The sequence below is a fragment of the Priestia taiwanensis genome (assembly GCF_014638355.1).
Taxonomy (GTDB): domain Bacteria; phylum Bacillota; class Bacilli; order Bacillales; family Bacillaceae_G; genus Priestia_D; species Priestia_D taiwanensis.
Map to the genome: position 1 here is coordinate 491,842 of NZ_BMFK01000002.1, position 18,220 is coordinate 510,061.

The following is an 18,220-nucleotide window of genomic DNA, read 5'->3' on the forward strand; positions in this document are numbered from 1 at the left end:
TGCCTTTAGTGTGAACAAAACTGGAAAGAACATACGGTGAATTTTTGCGCATAAAAAAAGCAACTTGTATCTATGCAAGTTGCTTCAATCGTTATGAACCTTTTTGAATGAACACTTCTTCTTCCTTCACCGTGTCTACTTGTAACACACGATCATACAAGGATGCCATCACTAACGCAAACGTTAAAACAGCGAACAAGAAGATAAATAACATAGTAATATTACTATTATCTACAATTGCACCACCAACTAGCGGACCAAACATTCTTCCACCTGTCGCAGCACTATTTACAATACCTTGGTAGAAACCAACACGTCCTTCTGGCGCTAAATTGTTCGCAATCGTCGGCACAGCTGGCCATACAAACATTTCACCAATTGTTAAAATAACCATTGCAACAACAAACATCGTAAATTGCTCTGCAATACTTACAACCCCAAACGATACCATTAGAATGAGAATACCAACGATAATTTGTTGCTTAAGCGAACGTGTAAAGCGAGAAACAATCATTGATACAAGTGGCTGTGCAAGGACGATTAATGCTCCGTTAATTGTCCATAACAAACTATATTGCTTTAAATCAATATCTAATGCTTGGATATGTGTTGCAAGTGCGCCTTGCCACTGAACATAAGAGAACCAACATAATGCATATGCAATACACACCACTAATAAAGCTTTCATCGGTCCTGTTAATGTAAAACCATTAGAAATTGACTTTACATCCGCTATGTCAGACTTCTTCTTCGTTTGAATACTTCCAAATCCGAACAATGCAATGAAGAAGAAGACCGTATATAATACCGCGTTTGCGATAAAGATATAATGGAATGAAAATGACGCAACAAAACCACCTGCGGCTGAACCAATCGCAACCCCAACGTTTTGTGCAACGTAAAGCGCATTAAATGCTTTTCTACCACCTTCTGGCCAAGCATCACCTACCATCGCAAACATAGCTGGAAATACTATCCCGCTACCGAAACCAATTAACGTTAAGAACACAACATAAAATGGCCATTCATGATAAAAGACCATTCCACTAATGGAAAGAAGCGTAATAACAATACCTGTTAAAATAGACTTATATCCACCGATACGATCAAATAGCCAACCACCTAGCATATTACCAATTACCCCTGCAATTGAGTTAAACATAAGCGCCATCCCCGCGACGGATAACGACTTCTCAAGATGACCATGTATATAAATTGTATTAAAAGGCCATAAAAAAGACGCCCCAGTCATGTTAATAATCATTCCGATAATTAATAACCAAATACGCTTTGGCATGCTTCTCCCCCCGTTCCTTTTCCGTTTTTCTATTCATCCTTTTGATTCTAGTCCTTTTTCCTATCGTTCGCAATATGTAAATAACACGACCAAAAAAGAGTGTTTTTTCTGATAATTAAACATGAAAAAACAACCATTCGAGATGAATAGTTGTCTAAACGTTCATTTTTTTGATTAGTTTTTTACCACACGCGTTGCTTGCATTAATTCTTTCAGTGTATCTACCTCGCCTTTCCTAAATAGCTCAATAACTTTGCTTCCAACAACAACACCGTCACAATGTGGCAATAGGTGTTTCACATGTACTGGGGAAGAAATACCGAACCCTGCCAGTACTGGTAATGAGCTCATCTCCCTTAGTCGTGCTAAGAAAGCTGTTAATTCTTCTGGAAACTCTGCACGTTCTCCTGTTATCCCCCGTACGGTTACCGCATAAACAAAGCCGCTTCCTTCTTCTATTATTCTTTCTAACCTATCTTCTGTACTCGTTAACGTCACTAATGGAATCAATGCCATCTCACGTAAGTACGGTAACACAAGTTCTTGCTCTTCATATGGAAGGTCTGGAATAATGAAGCCATCGATTCCCACTTCTTCGCATCTCTCCATAAATCGCTCAATCCCGTATGCAAGAATCGGATTCACATATGTCATTAAAACAATTGGTGTATCGACTGTTGGACGAACTTCCTTGATAACACCTAAAATATCATCTATATGAACTCCTTGTTCCATTGCTCGCAATCCTGCTCGTTGAATTGTTGGTCCATCTGCAACAGGATCAGAAAACGGAATGCCTACTTCGATTGCTGTTGCCCCGTTCTCATGAAGAAAATGGAGATATTCTGTAAATGTATCGAGCCCGCCATCTCCTCCCATAATGTACGGAACAAATGCTTTATCTCCATTCTTTTCTACTACTTGAAACGCACGCTGTAATCGATTAATCCCCATCTTTCACACCCCCTAAGTACGCTCTTACACTCTCTACGTCTTTATCCCCTCGACCAGATAAACAAACGACAATCGTTTCTTCTTTGCTCATTCCCTTTGCTAGTTTTAATGCATACGCAACCGCATGAGAACTTTCCAGTGCAGGAATAATTCCTTCTCGCCTTGCTAATAACTGAAATGCTTCTAATGCTTCTTCATCCGTAACAGACTCATATTGTACCCGATTCAAATCTTTCAACAAGCTATGTTCTGGACCGACGCCCGGATAATCAAGACCTGCGGAAATCGAATGTGCTTCTTGAATTTGTCCCTCTTCATTTTGCAACACATACATCATCGAACCGTGCAATACGCCAACACGCCCTTTCGTCAATGTTGCTGCATGCTTCTGTGTATGAAGACCCGCTCCTGCTGCCTCTACCCCATATAACTGTACTTCTTCATCTTCGATAAATGGATAGAACATTCCCATCGCATTACTTCCACCACCGATACACGCAACAATCGCTTCTGGTAACTTCCCTGTTAATCGTGTATATTGTTCCTTCGTTTCTTTTCCAATAACACTTTGAAAGTCCCGAACCATTTGTGGAAAAGGATGTGGTCCAAGTACAGACCCCATAATGTAGTGCGTATCTTCCACGTTCGTTACCCAATAACGAAGTGCCTCATTCACTGCATCCTTCAACGTTCGGCTTCCTGCTGTCACACTCACTACCCTCGCTCCGAGTAATTCCATTCGAAATACGTTCAATTGTTGACGCTTCACATCATCTTCTCCCATGAAAATAACACACTCAAGCCCTAGTAGAGCGCAAACCGTCGCCGTAGCTACCCCATGCTGTCCTGCTCCAGTTTCTGCAACAACTTTTTTCTTACCCATTCGAACAGCTAATAACGCTTGCCCGATCGTATTATTGATTTTATGAGCACCAGTATGATTCAAATCTTCTCGCTTTAAGTAAATAGTTGCACCACCTGCTATCTCCGTTAAATTCTTCGCATAATAAAGTGGTGTTTCCCTTCCCACATACTCTTTCAAATAAGAATGAAACTGACTCATAAATACTTCGTCTTCTTTTGCTTCTTCATATGCTCTCTCTAATTCTAGTACAGACGTCATTAACGTTTCTGGAATGTACCTTCCTCCGTATTTCCCAAAATGTCCTCGCTTATCTGGATAACAATACGTGGTCATCTTATTTCCCCCTTTGCTTTCACGATAAATTGTTTTATTTTCTCACTATCTTTTTTCCCATTTGTTTCAACACCACTACTCACATCAACGACAGCTGGATGAACTTCTTGAATTGCTCTCTGCACGTTATCAACATGAAGACCACCTGCTAAAATAATTTGGTTATGCAGCATATTTCCTTTTAGTACATCCCAATCAAAACTTGTTCCATTTCCTCCGTAATACTGCTCAATCGAACTATCAAATAAATGATAAGCAACGTTATACTTGAAAGCTTGCTGTACATCTTCTTCTGTATTCGCCCGGAATGCTTTTATGACTGGCACACGAAAAGACTGACAATACGCTTCCGTTTCTTCTCCGTGAAACTGTACCATCGTTAGACCACACGTTCCCACAATCTCTTGCACAACATCACGTTCTTCATTTACGAATACACCAACTTTTTCAATGGTAGCTGGTAACGATTCAATGATTTCCTTTGCTTGTTCAGGCGTTACACGACGCTTACTTTTCGCAAAGACAAATCCAATCATATCGGCACCGTATTCATACACTGCCTGAGCTGTTGGTATATCGCTTATCCCACACACTTTCACCTTCATCGCTGCACCTGTAATTCGTTGAACATCTCTTCTACATTTTCTGCTCGCATAAACGTCTCACCAATTAGCATCCCGTCTACACGAGCTTTGTGTAAGCGGAGGACATCTTCTTTCGTTCTAATCCCACTTTCACTAATTACAAATACTCCGTGTGCTTTCGCTTTTTCTGCTAATCGTTCTGTTGTTTCAAGACTTACTTCAAATGTTTTCAAATTACGATTGTTAATGCCAATTAAATCCGGACGAATTGACAAGGCTATATCTAATTCTTCCTCATCATGAACTTCTACTAACACTTCAAGCCCTAATGATACGGCGCATTTGTATAGTTGCTGTAATCGCTCTTTTGTTAATGCGGCAACGATTAAAAGAATAATGTCTGCTCCAACGCTTTTCGCTTTGTAAATCTGTATTTCATCTACTATAAACTCCTTACATAAAATCGGAACATCAACACATTCTCGAACTTGACGTAAATCTTCATATGAACCTTTAAAAAATACTTCATCCGTTAGAACAGAAATGGCACTTGCACCGTATGCCTCGTATTGCTTTGCTTGTTCAATAATATTAATACCTATATTAATATCTCCTTTGGACGGAGAAGCACGCTTAATTTCAGAAATAATCGCTAACGATGAATGATTACGTATTTTCTCTAAAAAAGAATGTTTCTGTCTCTTCATTTCTTCTATTTCTCGTTGTTTCTGTGTCAAAATTTTCGTTAACATTCAGTTCACCTCTTCCATAATTTTGTTACTTTGAACGATTAATTCTTGTAATTTGACTAACGCTTTTCCAGAGTCAATGCTATCCCTCGCTAGTTCTACTCCTTCTTGAAAGCTATTTGCTAAACCACTAACAAAGAATCCAATCCCCGCATTCAATAGAATAGTATCGCGATACGCTCCTTCTTCTCCGTTCAAAACACGCATCGTAATAGCTGCATTTTCCTTCGGGCTTCCGCCACGAATATGCTTGTTATCTAGTTGCTTTAAACCGACTTCGTGTGGATGTAATGTGATTGTACGTACCGTTCCTTCCTCTAGAATTGCTAAATGGTTCTCGCCTTGTAACGACGCTTCATCTACATACCCACTTCCGTTCACCACAACAGCCCTCTTTCTCCCTAACTTGTGCAAAATGCGTGCAATTGGCTCCATCATATCTCGTTTATAAATACCTAGCATTTGATTCTCAAGTGAAACAGGATTTGTTAATGGACCTATTAAATTAAAAATCGTTGGAATATTTAACTCCCTCCGTACTTTCATAATGCGATTTAAATTCGGATGTACATGCGGTGCAAATAAGAATGCAATACCAACTTCTTTTAATAATTGCTCTATATGTTCCGGTGAACATGTTAAATTAACCCCTAAATGCTCTAACACATCTGCACTTCCGCTCTTACTTGAAACAGAACGGTTGCCATGCTTCGCCACTTTTACTCCACCACCAGCTAATACGAACGCGGATGTTGTACTAATGTTGAAACTCCCTGACTTATCACCGCCAGTACCACAATTATCAAGCACACCTTCCACAGATTTTGGGAAATGAACAGCTTTCTCTCGCAACACTCGTACTAAGCCTAATACTTCCTCTAACGTCTCCCCTTTTAATTTCAGCCCAATTAAGAATGCTGCAATCTCACTTTCTGTTGTTTCTTCTGCAAATAATTTCTTCGAGGCTTCGTACGCCTCTTGTTCGGTTAAATCTTCTTTCTCCATAATTTTACGAAGGTACGTGTTCATCGTTTTCGTACTCGTTGCTTCGACAAGGAATTGTCCAATTAAGTCATCCCCTTCTTCCGTCGCAATTGACTCTGGGTGAAACTGCAAGCCATATACAAGATACTCTTTATGTTTAACTGCCATGATTTCCTCATCATCCGTTGCTGTCGCATACACATCTAAGCAAGATGGTACCGTCTCTTTCCGAAGAACTAACGAGTGATATCGCATCACACGAAGGTGTTGTTTCTGATGCTGAAATATACCTGTTTGATTATGGGTTAGAAGCGATGTCTTTCCGTGTTTAATTTGTTTTGCATGTATAATATCCGCTCCGAACGCATAACCAATTGCTTGGTGCCCAAGGCAAATGCCAAGAATCGGAATCTTCTTGTAAAACGAACGAATCACTTCAACACATATTCCTGCATTTTCTGGTCGGCCTGGTCCTGGTGATAAAACAATAGCTTCTGGCTGCAATGCCTCTAATTGTTGAAGTGAAATTTCATCATTACGAACAACTTTCACATGCTCAGTAAACTTTCGTAATGACTGATACAAGTTATACGTAAATGAATCATAATTATCGATTAATACAATCATTTCAACACCTCCATTAATGCTTTCGCTTTATTTACTGTTTCTTCAAATTCTTGTTGTGGAATAGAATCATATACAATACCTGCCCCAGCTTGAACATATGCACAATTATCCTTTGCAACGATTGTTCGGATCGCTAACGCCATATCCATATCACCTGTGTATGAAATGTAACCGACTGTACCTGCATATATATGGCGGCGGATAGTTTCTAACTCATCGATAATTTGCATCGCCCGTATTTTCGGTGCCCCTGATACAGTCCCAGCTGGGAAACACCACGGTAAGGCATCGAAGCATGTCATCCCTTCTCGTAATTCTCCAACTACTTCAGATACGAGATGCATTACATGGGAATATTTCTCAATCTCCATGAATTTTCGTAAAGAGACAGAACCAATTTCACTGACAAAACCAAGATCATTTCGTCCTAAGTCCACTAACATCAAATGCTCTGCCCGTTCTTTCTCATTCAGAAGTAATTCACGTGCTACTTCTTCATCCTGCTTCTTTGTTGCCCCTCTTGGTCTCGTTCCAGCAATTGGATTCGTTGTAACAATCTTCTCCTTCACACTCATCACACTTTCCGGGGATGAACCAATTACTTGATAGCTTCCGAAATCAACATAGTACATATAAGGAGACGGGTTGCTAATGCGGAGTTTTCGATACAAGTCAAACGTATCGCCATGAAATTTAGTTTCGAAACGTTGTGATAACACAACTTGAAAAATATCTCCGTCACGAATATATTGCTTTGCCCTCTCCACTAATTCCATATACTCTTCTTTCTCCATATTCGTTGTTACGACTCCATCCACTTGTACACTGATTGCACGTGGCTGACTTGTTGCATATAATTCCGATTCAATCTTTAATAATTGTTGTGTAATTTCTTCATAGGACGCTACATCATCCTTACGATACAAATATACAACCGATGCCTTTTGCAATTCGTGATCAAAAACAACAACAATCTGATACACCATCATGTGAGCTTCTGATATATGCAAGTCATCCTCTATTCCCTCGCCGATGGTTTCATATTGTCGGACAACATCATAACCAATATACCCAACTGCCCCACCAATAAAGGGAAGATCTGTCTCTACTTCCACGGCACGTATCACTTCCTGAAGTACATCTAGCATTTTCCCTTTTCTTGTTGTACCTTTCTTTCCTTCATGTACCTCAATAATCCCTTTTTTACTAATAACCTCCACTGATGGATTCATTCCAATGAATGAATAACGTCCTTTCTCTTCTTTCTTTAAAGAACTTTCTAAGAGAAACTTCTTTGTCCCAGACAATCGATAATACATCCCAATTGGTGTTAACTCATCTCCAGCTATATCACGTATTACTAAAAAATCTTTCTTCGCTTCTTTCAATTCCATAAACTGTTCTTTCGTTATATTCATCTTCATCCCCCACTTTTTAGACAATAAAAAAAGTCCCCTACACGCACAATACATGCGTATAGAGGACGATAAATTAATTTTACCGCGGTACCACCTCAATTGGAGTAATCCCACTTTTCAGGTACAATCATACCCTATCTCTATAACGGGAGAACCCGTGCTTACCTACTTATAATTCGGTACGCCTCTCATAAGCCCATTCCATATCATTTATCATACCGGTTCCCACCATCCCGGCTCTCTGCTATGCATCAACAATATGTACTCTTCTTATTCAACGATTTCACTATTTTTCCATACAAAAAGGGAGTTCTATCCTATTAAAAAGGACGAGAACTCCCGCGGTGCCACCTTCATTAGTTACATAACGTAACTCACTTTCTCTCCTGTAACGAGGAGATGAATCGTCTTAACCTACTCTACTTTCATTCGGCTAAGAAGCTCCGAAGTCCATTCCATATTCGCTCTTACTGATTCGCACCAACCACCAGCTCTCTAAAAAGAACATAATATGTACTACTCTTCATCAACGCTTACGCAATCATATGATTAGACATAGTGTATGCGATAAGAATATCTATGTCAATGTTTTTCTGATTTTTCAATAATTCTTCTGTGCACGTTGTGGCTGCCCTTTTTTCAAGTTTGCCTTTTTCGCTTCTTTAATCACATTTAACTCGCCTGCAAACTCTGAAATATAGGCATTCTTCGTTTTTTGTTCTGGATTGTTTTGATTAGAACGTGTCGCCATTTGCTTACCTCCAATTAATGTGGTGTGATAATCATTTCATTTTGAAGTTGCTGCAGTTGTAGGCGTTTTCGATATAACTCATCCTTCTGCTCAGAAACAGCTAATCGCTCTAATTTCTCAACCTCCAGCGTAGCCGTTTCCAATAATTGCTGTGCTTGCGAATACTCAATACCGTTATACGATTCTTGCAATCGGCCAATATCTAACTGCTCTTTCGCTAAATCCATTGCTTCTTGTGCCATCGATAACGTTTCTTGAATAGCAGAACGGTCACCCATCTTACAATTCCTCCTTCGCAATTCACATAATAAAGGTAGAAGAAATATTTCTTCTACCTTTATTATGTTCAAGAATAGAAGGGCTATAACTTTTTCCCGTTGGAATTGGTACCATATCATGCTACAATGCAGACTGTATAGCCTACGAGAAGAAGAGGTAAATTAATCACCACAAATAAGGAGGTGCTTGTCGTGACACAAGCAAACCCATTTCCATACGCACAAGATAATAAACGTTACCATACATGGAACTACCATTTACGTGGACAATTTGGTCATAAAGTATTTAAAGTAGCTATTGATGCTGGCTTCGATTGCCCAAACCGAGATGGTACAGTAGCATTTGGAGGTTGTACATTTTGTTCAGCATCAGGATCTGGTGATTTCGCCGGAGACCGTGCTGAAGATGTTGTAACGCAATTCCATAAAATTAAAGATAAAATGCACACAAAATGGAAAGATGGCAAATATTTGGGCTACTTCCAGGCATATACGAATACACACGCACCAGTAGAAGTATTAAAGCAAACATTTGAGCCAATTTTAGAACAAGAAGGGGTCGTTGGTCTTTCCATCGCAACTCGTCCTGACTGTTTACCCGATGACGTGGTCGAATACCTAGCTGACTTGAACAAACGTACGTATTTATGGGTAGAAATGGGGTTACAAACTATCCATCAGAAGACAGCCGACATTATTAACCGTGCGCACGATTACGCAACGTATGTAGAGGGTGTCGCGAAATTACGCAAACACAATATTCGTGTATGTTCTCATGTTATTAATGGGCTACCACTTGAAACACCAGAAATGATGATGGAAACAGTTCGTGAAGTCGCAAAACTGGATATTCAAGGAATCAAAATTCACTTGCTACATTTATTAAAAGGAACAGCAATGGTGAAACAATATGAAAAAGGAATGGTAGAATTCCTTGCCCTTGATGACTATGTTAACTTAGTATGCGATCAATTAGAGCTTTTATCACCTGAAATTATCGTTCATCGTATTACAGGTGACGGGCCGGCAGATTTAATGATTGGCCCAATGTGGAGCTTACGTAAATGGAACGTATTAAATGCTATTGACGATGAGTTAAAACATCGCGATAGCTATCAAGGAAAATTCGCTGTGAAAAGAGAGAGCACACGATGAAACTAGAACGTATTTTACCTTTTGCTAGAACCATTCTACAAAAGGCTATTTCAGAGGGAAATGTTGCTGTTGATGCAACGATGGGGAACGGGCACGATACGCACTTCTTAGCGGAATTAGTCGGAGAAAGCGGACATGTCTTTGCGTACGACATTCAACAGGAAGCAATAACGAATACAACTATACGCCTACAAGAACATCATGTATTGGAGCGTACGACGCTACTTCATGAAAGTCATGCAAAGGTTGCTGAGACAATTCCAGCACATTTACATGGGAACATAACAGCTGCGATTTTCAACCTTGGTTACTTACCTGGTGGCGATAAACATATTACTACAGCTGCTAATTCTACGATTGAAGCCATTGAAAAGTTACTAGAAATCATGGCCTTCGAAGGTATAATTGTACTTGTTATTTATCATGGTCATCCAGAAGGACAAGTAGAGCGTGATGAACTGTTGCATTATGTACAAGCCATTCCACAAGAGAAGGCACACATTTTGCAATACCAATTTATAAACCAAGTAAATAACCCGCCATTTATTGTGGCAATTGAAAAAAGGTAGGAGCCACTCCTACCTTTCTTTGTTATGTCCCGCTCACTTTTCGGTACACTTTCCCGTTCCAATAAAAGAAACGTGACGTCAAACCACCGCATTTCACTAATTCCTTTGCCATGCGACGTACATCCTTCTGTTTCTTAATTTTTCGGTCAGATAAATAAATACCAAGCAAACCTCTGTGGATTAAGCGATGAAACTTCTCATGTGGGATTTGTGCGAGATGTGCATCTGCTTCGCTAATAAAATATTTCAAACGCATCATTAATTCTTGTTGATCTTCATAATACGAACAGAAATTTAAGTCTCCACCAATTTTATCTTCCTCTTGATCAATGAAATAATCGAGTAAGATATGTAACCCTTGTACATAAGGGAAGTAACTTTTTCGAATGTTATCAATTTGCTGCTGCTCTAGTGTCTCACCATATGCATAGGCCACTAAACAAAATACCCCTAACGTAGAACCAGAACAAGCTGAAAACTCATACCATTCCATTGGAGGCACATTTTGTTGATGTTCAGAAAACCAATTTTTCAATCTTGGTTCCCTCTCTTCTATCGTTACATGCTTATGTACTTGTAAATCGCAATAATAGCTAGATAATTCCCGCAACACAGGGGCAATTTTATCGTAGTGCTTCGCTTTTTTCAACGCTTTCTGGCATGTATATACCAATTCTTGCAAATAACCACCGTCTAGTTGTTCATCTCGGAAACGATAGTAATTCACCGATTTATTTTGACCTTGAAGTGCATGTAACATTGCTTCGTGCAGTGCAGCAAAATCATTTGGATCAAGCGATGTACTTCGATCACATAGATTATCTAAATAGTCACTAATTGTTTGATATGCAACGATAAAACGGATACACGTTGCACTCTCTTTTTCAGCTAACAATGCTAAAATACCGCCCCCTTCGCAGTGGAATGCTTTCTGTTCTAGACTAGCTAATGCTTGATTTCGTAACTCTTCATTCGGTATTTGTTCTGCACGTTTCTTCCAATATGCTAGTTCTTCATGCACATTTGGAAGAACATTGCTGTAGACTTTTTTCATTAATGAAAGTGGTGTTGTTGGAACATTCATTCAGTGCACCTCATTTTTTCGTCGTTTTGCTTATTTTTTTCCTTATTGTCGCAAATATCCCCTATTTTTGAAAGGTCCATCTTTCCTATGATAACATTAGTCATATACAGGAGGTGATTTCATTGATTTATCCATATAAAGAGAAAGAACCTGTTATTTCTCCTTCTGCTTTCATTGCAGATTACGTGACAATAACAGGAGATGTCACAATTGGTGATGAGGCAAGCATTTGGTTTAATACATCTATTCGTGGTGATGTTTCTCCAACTATCATTGGAAACCGTGCGAATATCCAAGATAATTCTGTTTTACACCAAAGTCCAAATCGCCCGCTTATTATTGAAGAAGATGTCACAATTGGACACCAATGTATTCTTCATAGTTGTCACATTGAAAAGAACTCCTTAATTGGAATGGGAAGTATCATTTTAGATGGTGCAAAAATTGAAGAAGGCGCGTATATCGGGGCTGGTAGCCTTGTACCACCAGGAAAAGTCATTCCTGCTGGTATGTTAGCATTTGGCCGCCCTGCAAAAGTAGTACGCTCTTTAACAGACGAAGATAAAAAAGACATGGTACGTATTCGTACTGAATACGTACAAAAAGGTCAATATTATAAGTCCTTGCAAACGAAGTAAATTTCGTTTGCAAGGACTACTCCTTCAGACTAACCCCGTCTAATACTTCCTTCCATCGTTCGATATTTAATAAGTCAAACGAAAGGAAACAAACATTCTCTAAGCTTGTCCTTTCTTCATATATTGCATCACTTTGTATCCAATTCACAACAACTAATACAAAGCGTCCCTTCACTAATTTAGACAGTAACGCATGCAATTCCTCTATTTCTTCAAGATTCCCACCTTCTCGTATGAAAAGAATAGAATTACACTCCTCCATATGTTCATATAATCGCTTTATCCGACGATTGTACTTCTTCTGTACGTCGCAATACGTTTGATAATCTGGTAAATAATCATATTGTAAACAGTCTAATGGATAATGATGTGCGATCAAAATATCATAACGTGTATCTGTGAATAACAAGTGTTTTCCTAATCCATTTACACCATCATAACGAAGATATTCATATTCCATGAACCGTTCAAATTTACTTTGCACTAATTATGTCACAGTAGATAATTCTTTTGTTTGAATCCAATCAAAAATCCCACTGTACTTCCGTAGTTTCAATTCATTCAATACATTCGCAACTGAACAGCGATACCCAAGACTATAAACGACACTATACACACCCTTTAGTTCTCGCGTATTCATCCAATATTTTCTCCTCTCTTATTACTAACATATGAAGAGGAGAAAATATTGGACAAGGCATCTATGCAATAAAAAAAGAATCAACACAATGTTGATTCTTTTTCATATCTTTTATAAACCAGCGCCAGCTTTTAATGCTGCAGCTTTATCTGTACGCTCCCAAGGTACATCTAAATCTGTACGACCGAAGTGACCGTAAGCAGCTGTTTGTTTGTAAATTGGGCGACGTAAGTCTAACATCTTAATGATACCAGCTGGGCGTAAGTCGAAGTTGTTACGTACTAATTCTACTAATACATCTTCTGATACTTTGCCTGTGCCAAATGTATCTACTGCAATCGAAACTGGTTGTGCAACACCGATTGCGTATGCTAATTGTACTTCTGCTTTCTCAGCTAAGCCAGCAGCAACAATGTTTTTCGCTACGTAGCGAGCTGCGTATGCTGCAGAACGGTCTACTTTTGTAGCATCTTTACCAGAGAATGCACCGCCACCGTGACGAGCATATCCACCGTAAGTATCTACAATAATTTTGCGTCCTGTTAATCCTGCATCACCTTGTGGTCCACCGATTACGAAACGACCAGTTGGGTTAATGAAGTATTTTGTATTTTCATCAATTAATTCCGCTGGAACAATTGGGCTAATAACTTGTGCTTTTAAGTCAGCTTCAATTTGAGCATGCTCAACTTCTGGAGCATGTTGTGTTGAAATAACGATTGTATCGATACGAACTGGCTTATCGTTCTCATCATATTCAACTGTTACTTGTGTTTTTCCATCTGGACGTAAGTAAGCTAATGTTTCATTCTTACGTACTTCTGTTAAACGACGTGCTAATTTATGAGCTAATGAAATTGGGAGTGGCATTAACTCAGTTGTTTCATTACATGCAAAACCGAACATTAAACCTTGGTCCCCAGCACCAATTGCTTCGATTTCAGCGTCACTCATTTGTCCTTCACGAGCTTCTAACGCTTGGTCAACACCCATTGCGATGTCTGCTGATTGCTCATCGATAGATGTTAATACTGAACACGTTTCCGCATCAAATCCATACTTCGCACGTACATAACCAATCTCACGAACTGTATCGCGAACGATTTTCGGAATATCTACATACGTAGAAGTAGTAATTTCCCCTGCTACTAACACTAATCCTGTTGTTACAGTAGTTTCACACGCTACACGTGCATTCGGATCATTTGTTAAAATAGCATCTAAAATAGAATCAGAAATCTGGTCACAGATTTTATCTGGATGTCCCTCTGTTACTGACTCTGAAGTGAATAAACGACGTTTGTTTGTCATTATCCTTCCTCCTCTGTTTTCACAAAATTATTTGATACGGAACTCTTCCCAAACGTATGATGAGTACAACGTTCTATTTTAACCGAAAGAAAATAAAAAACCTCTCCTGCATTTATATGAGGAAAGGTTGGAATGGTTCTTTTGCCTTTCACTCTTATCGTCCAAGGCAATATAGCCTTGCATCAGTTTAGCACCTTTTCATTGTCTGCAATTCTAATAGACAAGACGGTTGCTGGGTTTCATAGGGTCTGCGTCCCTCCACCAGCTCAGGATAAGAGAGTATCCGTTCAGCAGTTATCATAGTATATTTTTCATAAAGTTGTCAATACTCTTCTTTTTTTTGTTTATTTTCCTATAAATTGTATTTTCCTCATCTACTGTAGACGTTATAATCATTATCTTTTGTACAAGACAAAGAAAACCCTTACAATAAAAGTAATCTTCACATTATAATCAAAATATTATATACTATTTATATAAATGTGATATACTATTAGGGAAATGTGACATATATATAGTATTACTTTACTTAGTAACTATTTTCTTCCCGCCATGATTGTTTCATGGCATAAGTAAAACATCCACGTGAAAAAATTTTTTAAACTATATGAAAAAGGATGGTATGAAAATGCGTTCAGTTAACGTTCAAATTGATTTACACGAATTAACAAAAGGAAATAATATTCGCTATCAACTAAGTACGTCACAATTAATCGAGAGAATTCTTCATAAGAATGAAGGAATTTTAACTGATACAGGAGCTGTAAGCGTTTCAACTGGTAAATATACAGGGCGTTCGCCAAAAGACAAATATATCGTTGATGAAGAATCTGTTCGAGAAAAGATTAACTGGGGAAATGTCAATCAACCAATTTCAAAGGAATCTTTCCGCACATTATATACGAAAATGTTAGAGTACTTACATGGCTGCGAAGAAGTATTCGTATTTAAAGGATTTGCAGGAGCAGATACAAAATCTCGCTTACCAATTCAAGTAATTAACGAGTTTGCATGGCATAATTTATTTGCACAACAATTATTCATTCGTCCAACAGAAGAAGAGTTAGTAAATCACGAGGCACAATTCTCTGTTGTTTATGCTCCAAACTTCAAAGCAAATCCAGAAATAGACGGTACAAATTCAGAAACATTTATCATTATTTCATTTGAAGAACGCGTCGTATTAATTGGTGGAACAGAGTATGCAGGTGAATCGAAGAAATCAATCTTCTCTGTAATGAACTACTTACTTCCAGAGCAAGATATCTTATCGATGCATTGCTCAGCAAACGTTGGAGAAGAAGGAGATGTTGCTCTATTCTTCGGTCTTTCTGGAACAGGAAAAACAACGTTATCTGCAGATCCTCACCGCAAATTAATTGGCGATGATGAGCATGGTTGGTCCGATCACGGTGTATTTAATATTGAAGGTGGTTGCTACGCAAAATGCGTGAATTTATCACGTGAGAAAGAACCACAAATCTTTGACGCCATTCGTTTCGGTTCTGTCTTAGAAAACGTCGTATTAGATCCAGATACTAGAATACCAGATTACAATAATGTATCTTTAACAGAAAATACACGTGCATCTTATTCTTTACAAGCAATTGATAACATTGTGGTTCCAAGCGTAGCTGGTCACCCAAATACAATTATCTTCTTAACTGCAGATGCATTTGGAGTGCTTCCTCCAATTAGCAAATTAACGAAAGAACAAGCAATGTACCACTTCATTAGTGGTTATACAAGTAAATTAGCTGGTACAGAGCGTGGTATTACGTCACCACAAGCAACATTCTCAACATGCTTCGGTTCACCATTTTTACCACTTGATCCATCTCGTTATGCAGAAATGTTAGGAGAGCGCATCGACAAGTATGAGGCACAAGTATTCCTTGTAAATACAGGTTGGACTGGTGGCGAGTACGGTATTGGTAACCGTATGAAATTAGAATATACACGTGCAATGATTCATGCCGCATTGGCTGGTGAATTAAAAAATGTTGAAACAGTAAAAGACCCTATCTTCGGCTTAGAAATTCCAACTCGTATCGCCGGTGTTCCAGACGAAGTATTAGTTCCAAAGAACACATGGACAGACAAAGAAGCATACGAGGTGAAAGCAAACGAACTTGCTCGTAAATTCAAAGAAAATATTAAACGTTTCCCAAATGTAACAGTGGAAATTATTGAGCAAGGCGGCCCAATTCTATAATTAGTTACACATCCTTCCGTACGATGGAATGACATCATCGTACGGTTTTTTGCGTTTTTTACATTCATATGATAAAAACAAGAGAAAAAACAGACGAAACATGCTTCAAGTGATATACTTGAGTACATATATAATAGAAAGAAATTTCAGATAAAAGAGGTGTATCTCAGTGAATCCAGAAGAAATCGTAAAACAATTTATGAAGGAAGTACGTTCAGGTCGTAATATCCACTTAGCACCTGAACTAATGGCAGATAAAGTATTTGCCCATCAAATTCAATCAGAAGAAGAGACGACAATTGAAAGAACCCCGTACGAATATGCAGAACATGTACAAGAAATGCTAGACGCATATGGTAACTTCTCCTTAGAAATTGAAGAACTTTTACCATCTACTGATAATCGTGTATATGTAAGATGGAAGCAAATCGGTACTCATATCGGTGAAATAGATGGATTTGCTCCGACCGGCCTCCCTGTCATTGAATATGCGAGTGCTGTCTATGTTGTTGAATGCAATAAAATTGTAGAATATTGGATTCAAATTGATCGAATGGGTATTCATCGCCAGCTAGAACAAAACAAACAAACTATCACTTCACTCTAGAACACGTCACATAAAAAGAACGTTACACGCATAGGCGGATGTAACGTTCTTTTTTATTCAAAACATTTTCTCTAGGCCTTCACATATAGCCCTTCCAACACATATTCTACACTATCGATTGATAGAGGGGGAATGACAATTGAAACGCCTTTGGAAATACTTTTTACTCACATGTATGAGCGTCTTATTCATTAGTGCATGTACTTCTACAAAAGACTCAACACCAGAGACAAAAACAGAAAAAGTTCGAATTGCAGAAGTAACACGCTCTCTCTTCTATGCTCCGCAGTATGTTGCGATAAGTAAAGGCTTTTTTAAAGAAGAGGGACTAGATATCGAACTCACGACCACACCAGGTGGTGACAAAACGATGACGACCTTATTATCAAACGGTGCAGATATCGCACTAGTCGGTTCAGAAACATCCATTTATGTGTCATTACAAGATGCGAATAATCCTATTTTAAATTTCGCACAACTGACCCAGAATGATGGCACCTTCCTCGTTTCTCGCGAGAAGATAAATAATTTTACATGGGATCAACTAAAAGGAAAAGACTATCTCGGCCAACGAAAAGGCGGGATGCCACAAATGGTTGGAGAATATGTACTAAAAAATCGTAATATTGATCCACAAAAAGACGTTAACTTAATTCAAAATGTGGACTTTGCCAATATTGCAAGTGCCTTCGCCTCTGGAACAGGTGATTTCGTTCAATTATTCGAACCAACAGCTAGTATTTTCGAGAAAGAAGGAAAAGGTTACATCGTTGCAGCATTCGGCAAAGAATCTGGTGCCCTCCCGTACACAACTTTCATGGCAAAAGAAAGCTTCCTAAAGGATAAAAAAGACATCGCAGAAAAATTCACTCGTGCCCTTTATAAAGGACAACAATGGGTAGATGCTCACTCACCAGAAGAAATTGCAGATGTAGTAGTAGACTATTTCAAAGAAACACCGAAAGATATTATGATAAATGTCATTAAGCGCTATAAAGAACAACATGCGTACGCAACAAATCCACTATTAGAGAAAGAAGAATGGAACCGCCTAATCGATGTGATGAAGACAGCTGGACAATTGAAAGAAGATATAAGCTATGAAAAACTCGTTCATACAGAGTTTGCAAACAACGTCATAAAAAAATAAGAAGGGATAAT

19 protein-coding genes, 1 riboswitch and 2 other annotated features are annotated in these 18,220 nt (G+C 38.7%); of the genes, 6 read left to right on the forward strand and 13 right to left on the reverse strand.

Annotated features, from left to right (window positions below; all coding sequences use genetic code 11):
• Nucleotides 1-91: 91 nt before the first annotated feature.
• The 9 genes from IEV41_RS14535 to IEV41_RS14575 all read right to left on the reverse strand — a co-directional run bounded on the left by IEV41_RS14535 (nucleotide 92) and on the right by IEV41_RS14575 (nucleotide 8,840).
• A complete protein-coding gene (locus IEV41_RS14535; RefSeq protein WP_188389217.1) occupies nucleotides 92-1,297 on the reverse strand; it encodes an MDR family MFS transporter in 1,206 nt (401 codons plus the stop codon).
• A gap of 174 nt (nucleotides 1,298-1,471) precedes the next feature.
• Complete coding sequence (gene trpA / locus IEV41_RS14540; RefSeq protein WP_188389218.1) at nucleotides 1,472-2,251, reverse strand: tryptophan synthase subunit alpha; 780 nt, start codon at nucleotides 2,249-2,251, stop codon at nucleotides 1,472-1,474.
• On the reverse strand, nucleotides 2,241-3,449 hold the full coding sequence (trpB, locus tag IEV41_RS14545; RefSeq protein ID WP_188389219.1) for a tryptophan synthase subunit beta: 1,209 nt from the start codon (nucleotides 3,447-3,449) through the stop codon (nucleotides 2,241-2,243). Before trpB ends, trpA begins: the two co-directional genes overlap by 11 nt.
• Complete coding sequence (locus IEV41_RS14550; protein WP_188389220.1) at nucleotides 3,446-4,054, reverse strand: phosphoribosylanthranilate isomerase; 609 nt, start codon at nucleotides 4,052-4,054, stop codon at nucleotides 3,446-3,448. Before IEV41_RS14550 ends, trpB begins: the two co-directional genes overlap by 4 nt.
• Nucleotides 4,051-4,785 (reverse strand): indole-3-glycerol phosphate synthase TrpC, encoded by a 735-nt coding sequence (gene trpC, locus IEV41_RS14555; RefSeq protein WP_205181488.1) that lies wholly within the window; start codon nucleotides 4,783-4,785, stop codon nucleotides 4,051-4,053. The genes IEV41_RS14550 and trpC overlap by 4 nt, the downstream gene beginning before the upstream one ends.
• Complete coding sequence (locus tag IEV41_RS14560; RefSeq protein ID WP_205181487.1) at nucleotides 4,786-6,393, reverse strand: bifunctional anthranilate synthase component II/anthranilate phosphoribosyltransferase; 1,608 nt, start codon at nucleotides 6,391-6,393, stop codon at nucleotides 4,786-4,788.
• A complete protein-coding gene (gene trpE / locus IEV41_RS14565) occupies nucleotides 6,390-7,817 on the reverse strand; it encodes an anthranilate synthase component I (RefSeq protein WP_188389296.1) in 1,428 nt (475 codons plus the stop codon). Before trpE ends, IEV41_RS14560 begins: the two co-directional genes overlap by 4 nt.
• Before the next feature lie 52 nt (nucleotides 7,818-7,869).
• Nucleotides 7,870-8,098 (reverse strand) — a binding site (T-box leader).
• Between the two features lie 35 nt (nucleotides 8,099-8,133).
• Nucleotides 8,134-8,350: a binding site (T-box leader), on the reverse strand.
• Nucleotides 8,351-8,412: 62 nt separating this feature from the next.
• Nucleotides 8,413-8,562: a glycogen biosynthesis protein GlgD gene (locus tag IEV41_RS14570; RefSeq protein ID WP_188389221.1), complete on the reverse strand. Its 150-nt coding sequence runs from the start codon at nucleotides 8,560-8,562 to the stop codon at nucleotides 8,413-8,415.
• Nucleotides 8,563-8,576: 14 nt separating this feature from the next.
• Complete coding sequence (locus IEV41_RS14575) at nucleotides 8,577-8,840, reverse strand: DUF2524 family protein (RefSeq protein ID WP_188389222.1); 264 nt, start codon at nucleotides 8,838-8,840, stop codon at nucleotides 8,577-8,579.
• A 192-nt stretch (nucleotides 8,841-9,032) separates the two neighbouring features.
• On the opposite strand from IEV41_RS14575, the gene mnmL reads away from it, so the two are divergent.
• Nucleotides 9,033-9,995, forward strand: a complete 963-nt coding sequence (mnmL, locus tag IEV41_RS14580; protein WP_188389223.1) for a tRNA modification radical SAM protein MnmL/YtqA — start codon at nucleotides 9,033-9,035, stop codon at nucleotides 9,993-9,995.
• Nucleotides 9,992-10,564, forward strand: a complete 573-nt coding sequence (mnmM, locus tag IEV41_RS14585; RefSeq protein WP_188389224.1) for a tRNA 5-(aminomethyl)-2-thiouridylate-methyltransferase MnmM — start codon at nucleotides 9,992-9,994, stop codon at nucleotides 10,562-10,564. The genes mnmL and mnmM overlap by 4 nt, the downstream gene beginning before the upstream one ends.
• Before the next feature lie 22 nt (nucleotides 10,565-10,586).
• Here mnmM and tbcS read toward each other — a convergent pair whose 3' ends face one another.
• Nucleotides 10,587-11,648: a tetraprenyl-beta-curcumene synthase gene (gene tbcS, locus IEV41_RS14590; protein WP_188389225.1), complete on the reverse strand. Its 1,062-nt coding sequence runs from the start codon at nucleotides 11,646-11,648 to the stop codon at nucleotides 10,587-10,589.
• 122 nt (nucleotides 11,649-11,770) lie between these two features.
• Here tbcS and IEV41_RS14595 point away from each other — a divergent pair, with 122 nt between their 5' ends.
• Nucleotides 11,771-12,286, forward strand: a complete 516-nt coding sequence (locus IEV41_RS14595) for a gamma carbonic anhydrase (protein WP_188389226.1) — start codon at nucleotides 11,771-11,773, stop codon at nucleotides 12,284-12,286.
• 16 nt (nucleotides 12,287-12,302) lie between these two features.
• Here the strand turns inward: IEV41_RS14595 and IEV41_RS14600 are convergent, their stop codons facing one another.
• The 3 genes from IEV41_RS14600 to metK all read right to left on the reverse strand — a co-directional run bounded on the left by IEV41_RS14600 (nucleotide 12,303) and on the right by metK (nucleotide 14,237).
• Complete coding sequence (locus IEV41_RS14600) at nucleotides 12,303-12,770, reverse strand: DUF1796 family putative cysteine peptidase (protein ID WP_188389227.1); 468 nt, start codon at nucleotides 12,768-12,770, stop codon at nucleotides 12,303-12,305.
• Nucleotides 12,771-12,773: 3 nt separating this feature from the next.
• The gene (locus IEV41_RS20375; protein WP_188389228.1) at nucleotides 12,774-12,926 is read right to left on the reverse strand and encodes a DUF1796 family putative cysteine peptidase; all 153 of its coding nucleotides are present in this window, start codon (nucleotides 12,924-12,926) and stop codon (nucleotides 12,774-12,776) included.
• Between the two features lie 111 nt (nucleotides 12,927-13,037).
• Nucleotides 13,038-14,237, reverse strand: a complete 1,200-nt coding sequence (metK, locus tag IEV41_RS14610; protein ID WP_188389229.1) for a methionine adenosyltransferase — start codon at nucleotides 14,235-14,237, stop codon at nucleotides 13,038-13,040.
• Between the two features lie 151 nt (nucleotides 14,238-14,388).
• Nucleotides 14,389-14,515, reverse strand: a riboswitch (SAM riboswitch).
• Between the two features lie 350 nt (nucleotides 14,516-14,865).
• Here metK and pckA point away from each other — a divergent pair.
• The 3 genes from pckA (at nucleotide 14,866) to IEV41_RS14625 (ending at nucleotide 18,209) form a co-directional block, all read left to right on the forward strand.
• Complete coding sequence (gene pckA, locus IEV41_RS14615; protein ID WP_188389230.1) at nucleotides 14,866-16,452, forward strand: phosphoenolpyruvate carboxykinase (ATP); 1,587 nt, start codon at nucleotides 14,866-14,868, stop codon at nucleotides 16,450-16,452.
• A gap of 169 nt (nucleotides 16,453-16,621) precedes the next feature.
• The gene (locus IEV41_RS14620; protein WP_188389231.1) at nucleotides 16,622-17,059 is read left to right on the forward strand and encodes an ester cyclase; all 438 of its coding nucleotides are present in this window, start codon (nucleotides 16,622-16,624) and stop codon (nucleotides 17,057-17,059) included.
• Between the two features lie 139 nt (nucleotides 17,060-17,198).
• Nucleotides 17,199-18,209, forward strand: a complete 1,011-nt coding sequence (locus tag IEV41_RS14625; RefSeq protein WP_373284239.1) for an ABC transporter substrate-binding protein — start codon at nucleotides 17,199-17,201, stop codon at nucleotides 18,207-18,209.
• Nucleotides 18,210-18,220: the final 11 nt, after the last annotated feature.

Excerpts from the sequence above, each read along its gene's own strand:
- IEV41_RS14535 (WP_188389217.1), bottom strand. The coding sequence starts at position 1,297 with ATGCCAAAGCGTATTTGGTTATTAATTATCGGAATGATTATTAACATG.
- trpA (WP_188389218.1), bottom strand. The coding sequence starts at position 2,251 with ATGGGGATTAATCGATTACAGCGTGCGTTTCAAGTAGTAGAAAAGAAT.
- trpB (WP_188389219.1), bottom strand. The coding sequence starts at position 3,449 with ATGACCACGTATTGTTATCCAGATAAGCGAGGACATTTTGGGAAATAC.
- IEV41_RS14550 (WP_188389220.1), bottom strand. The coding sequence starts at position 4,054 with ATGAAGGTGAAAGTGTGTGGGATAAGCGATATACCAACAGCTCAGGCA.
- trpC (WP_205181488.1), bottom strand. The coding sequence starts at position 4,785 with ATGTTAACGAAAATTTTGACACAGAAACAACGAGAAATAGAAGAAATG.
- IEV41_RS14560 (WP_205181487.1), bottom strand. The coding sequence starts at position 6,393 with ATGATTGTATTAATCGATAATTATGATTCATTTACGTATAACTTGTAT.
- trpE (WP_188389296.1), bottom strand. The coding sequence starts at position 7,817 with ATGAAGATGAATATAACGAAAGAACAGTTTATGGAATTGAAAGAAGCG.
- IEV41_RS14570 (WP_188389221.1), bottom strand. The coding sequence starts at position 8,562 with ATGGCGACACGTTCTAATCAAAACAATCCAGAACAAAAAACGAAGAAT.
- IEV41_RS14575 (WP_188389222.1), bottom strand. The coding sequence starts at position 8,840 with ATGGGTGACCGTTCTGCTATTCAAGAAACGTTATCGATGGCACAAGAA.
- mnmM (WP_188389224.1), top strand. The coding sequence starts at position 9,992 with ATGAAACTAGAACGTATTTTACCTTTTGCTAGAACCATTCTACAAAAG.
- tbcS (WP_188389225.1), bottom strand. The coding sequence starts at position 11,648 with ATGAATGTTCCAACAACACCACTTTCATTAATGAAAAAAGTCTACAGC.
- IEV41_RS20375 (WP_188389228.1), bottom strand. The coding sequence starts at position 12,926 with ATGAATACGCGAGAACTAAAGGGTGTGTATAGTGTCGTTTATAGTCTT.
- metK (WP_188389229.1), bottom strand. The coding sequence starts at position 14,237 with ATGACAAACAAACGTCGTTTATTCACTTCAGAGTCAGTAACAGAGGGA.
- pckA (WP_188389230.1), top strand. The coding sequence starts at position 14,866 with ATGCGTTCAGTTAACGTTCAAATTGATTTACACGAATTAACAAAAGGA.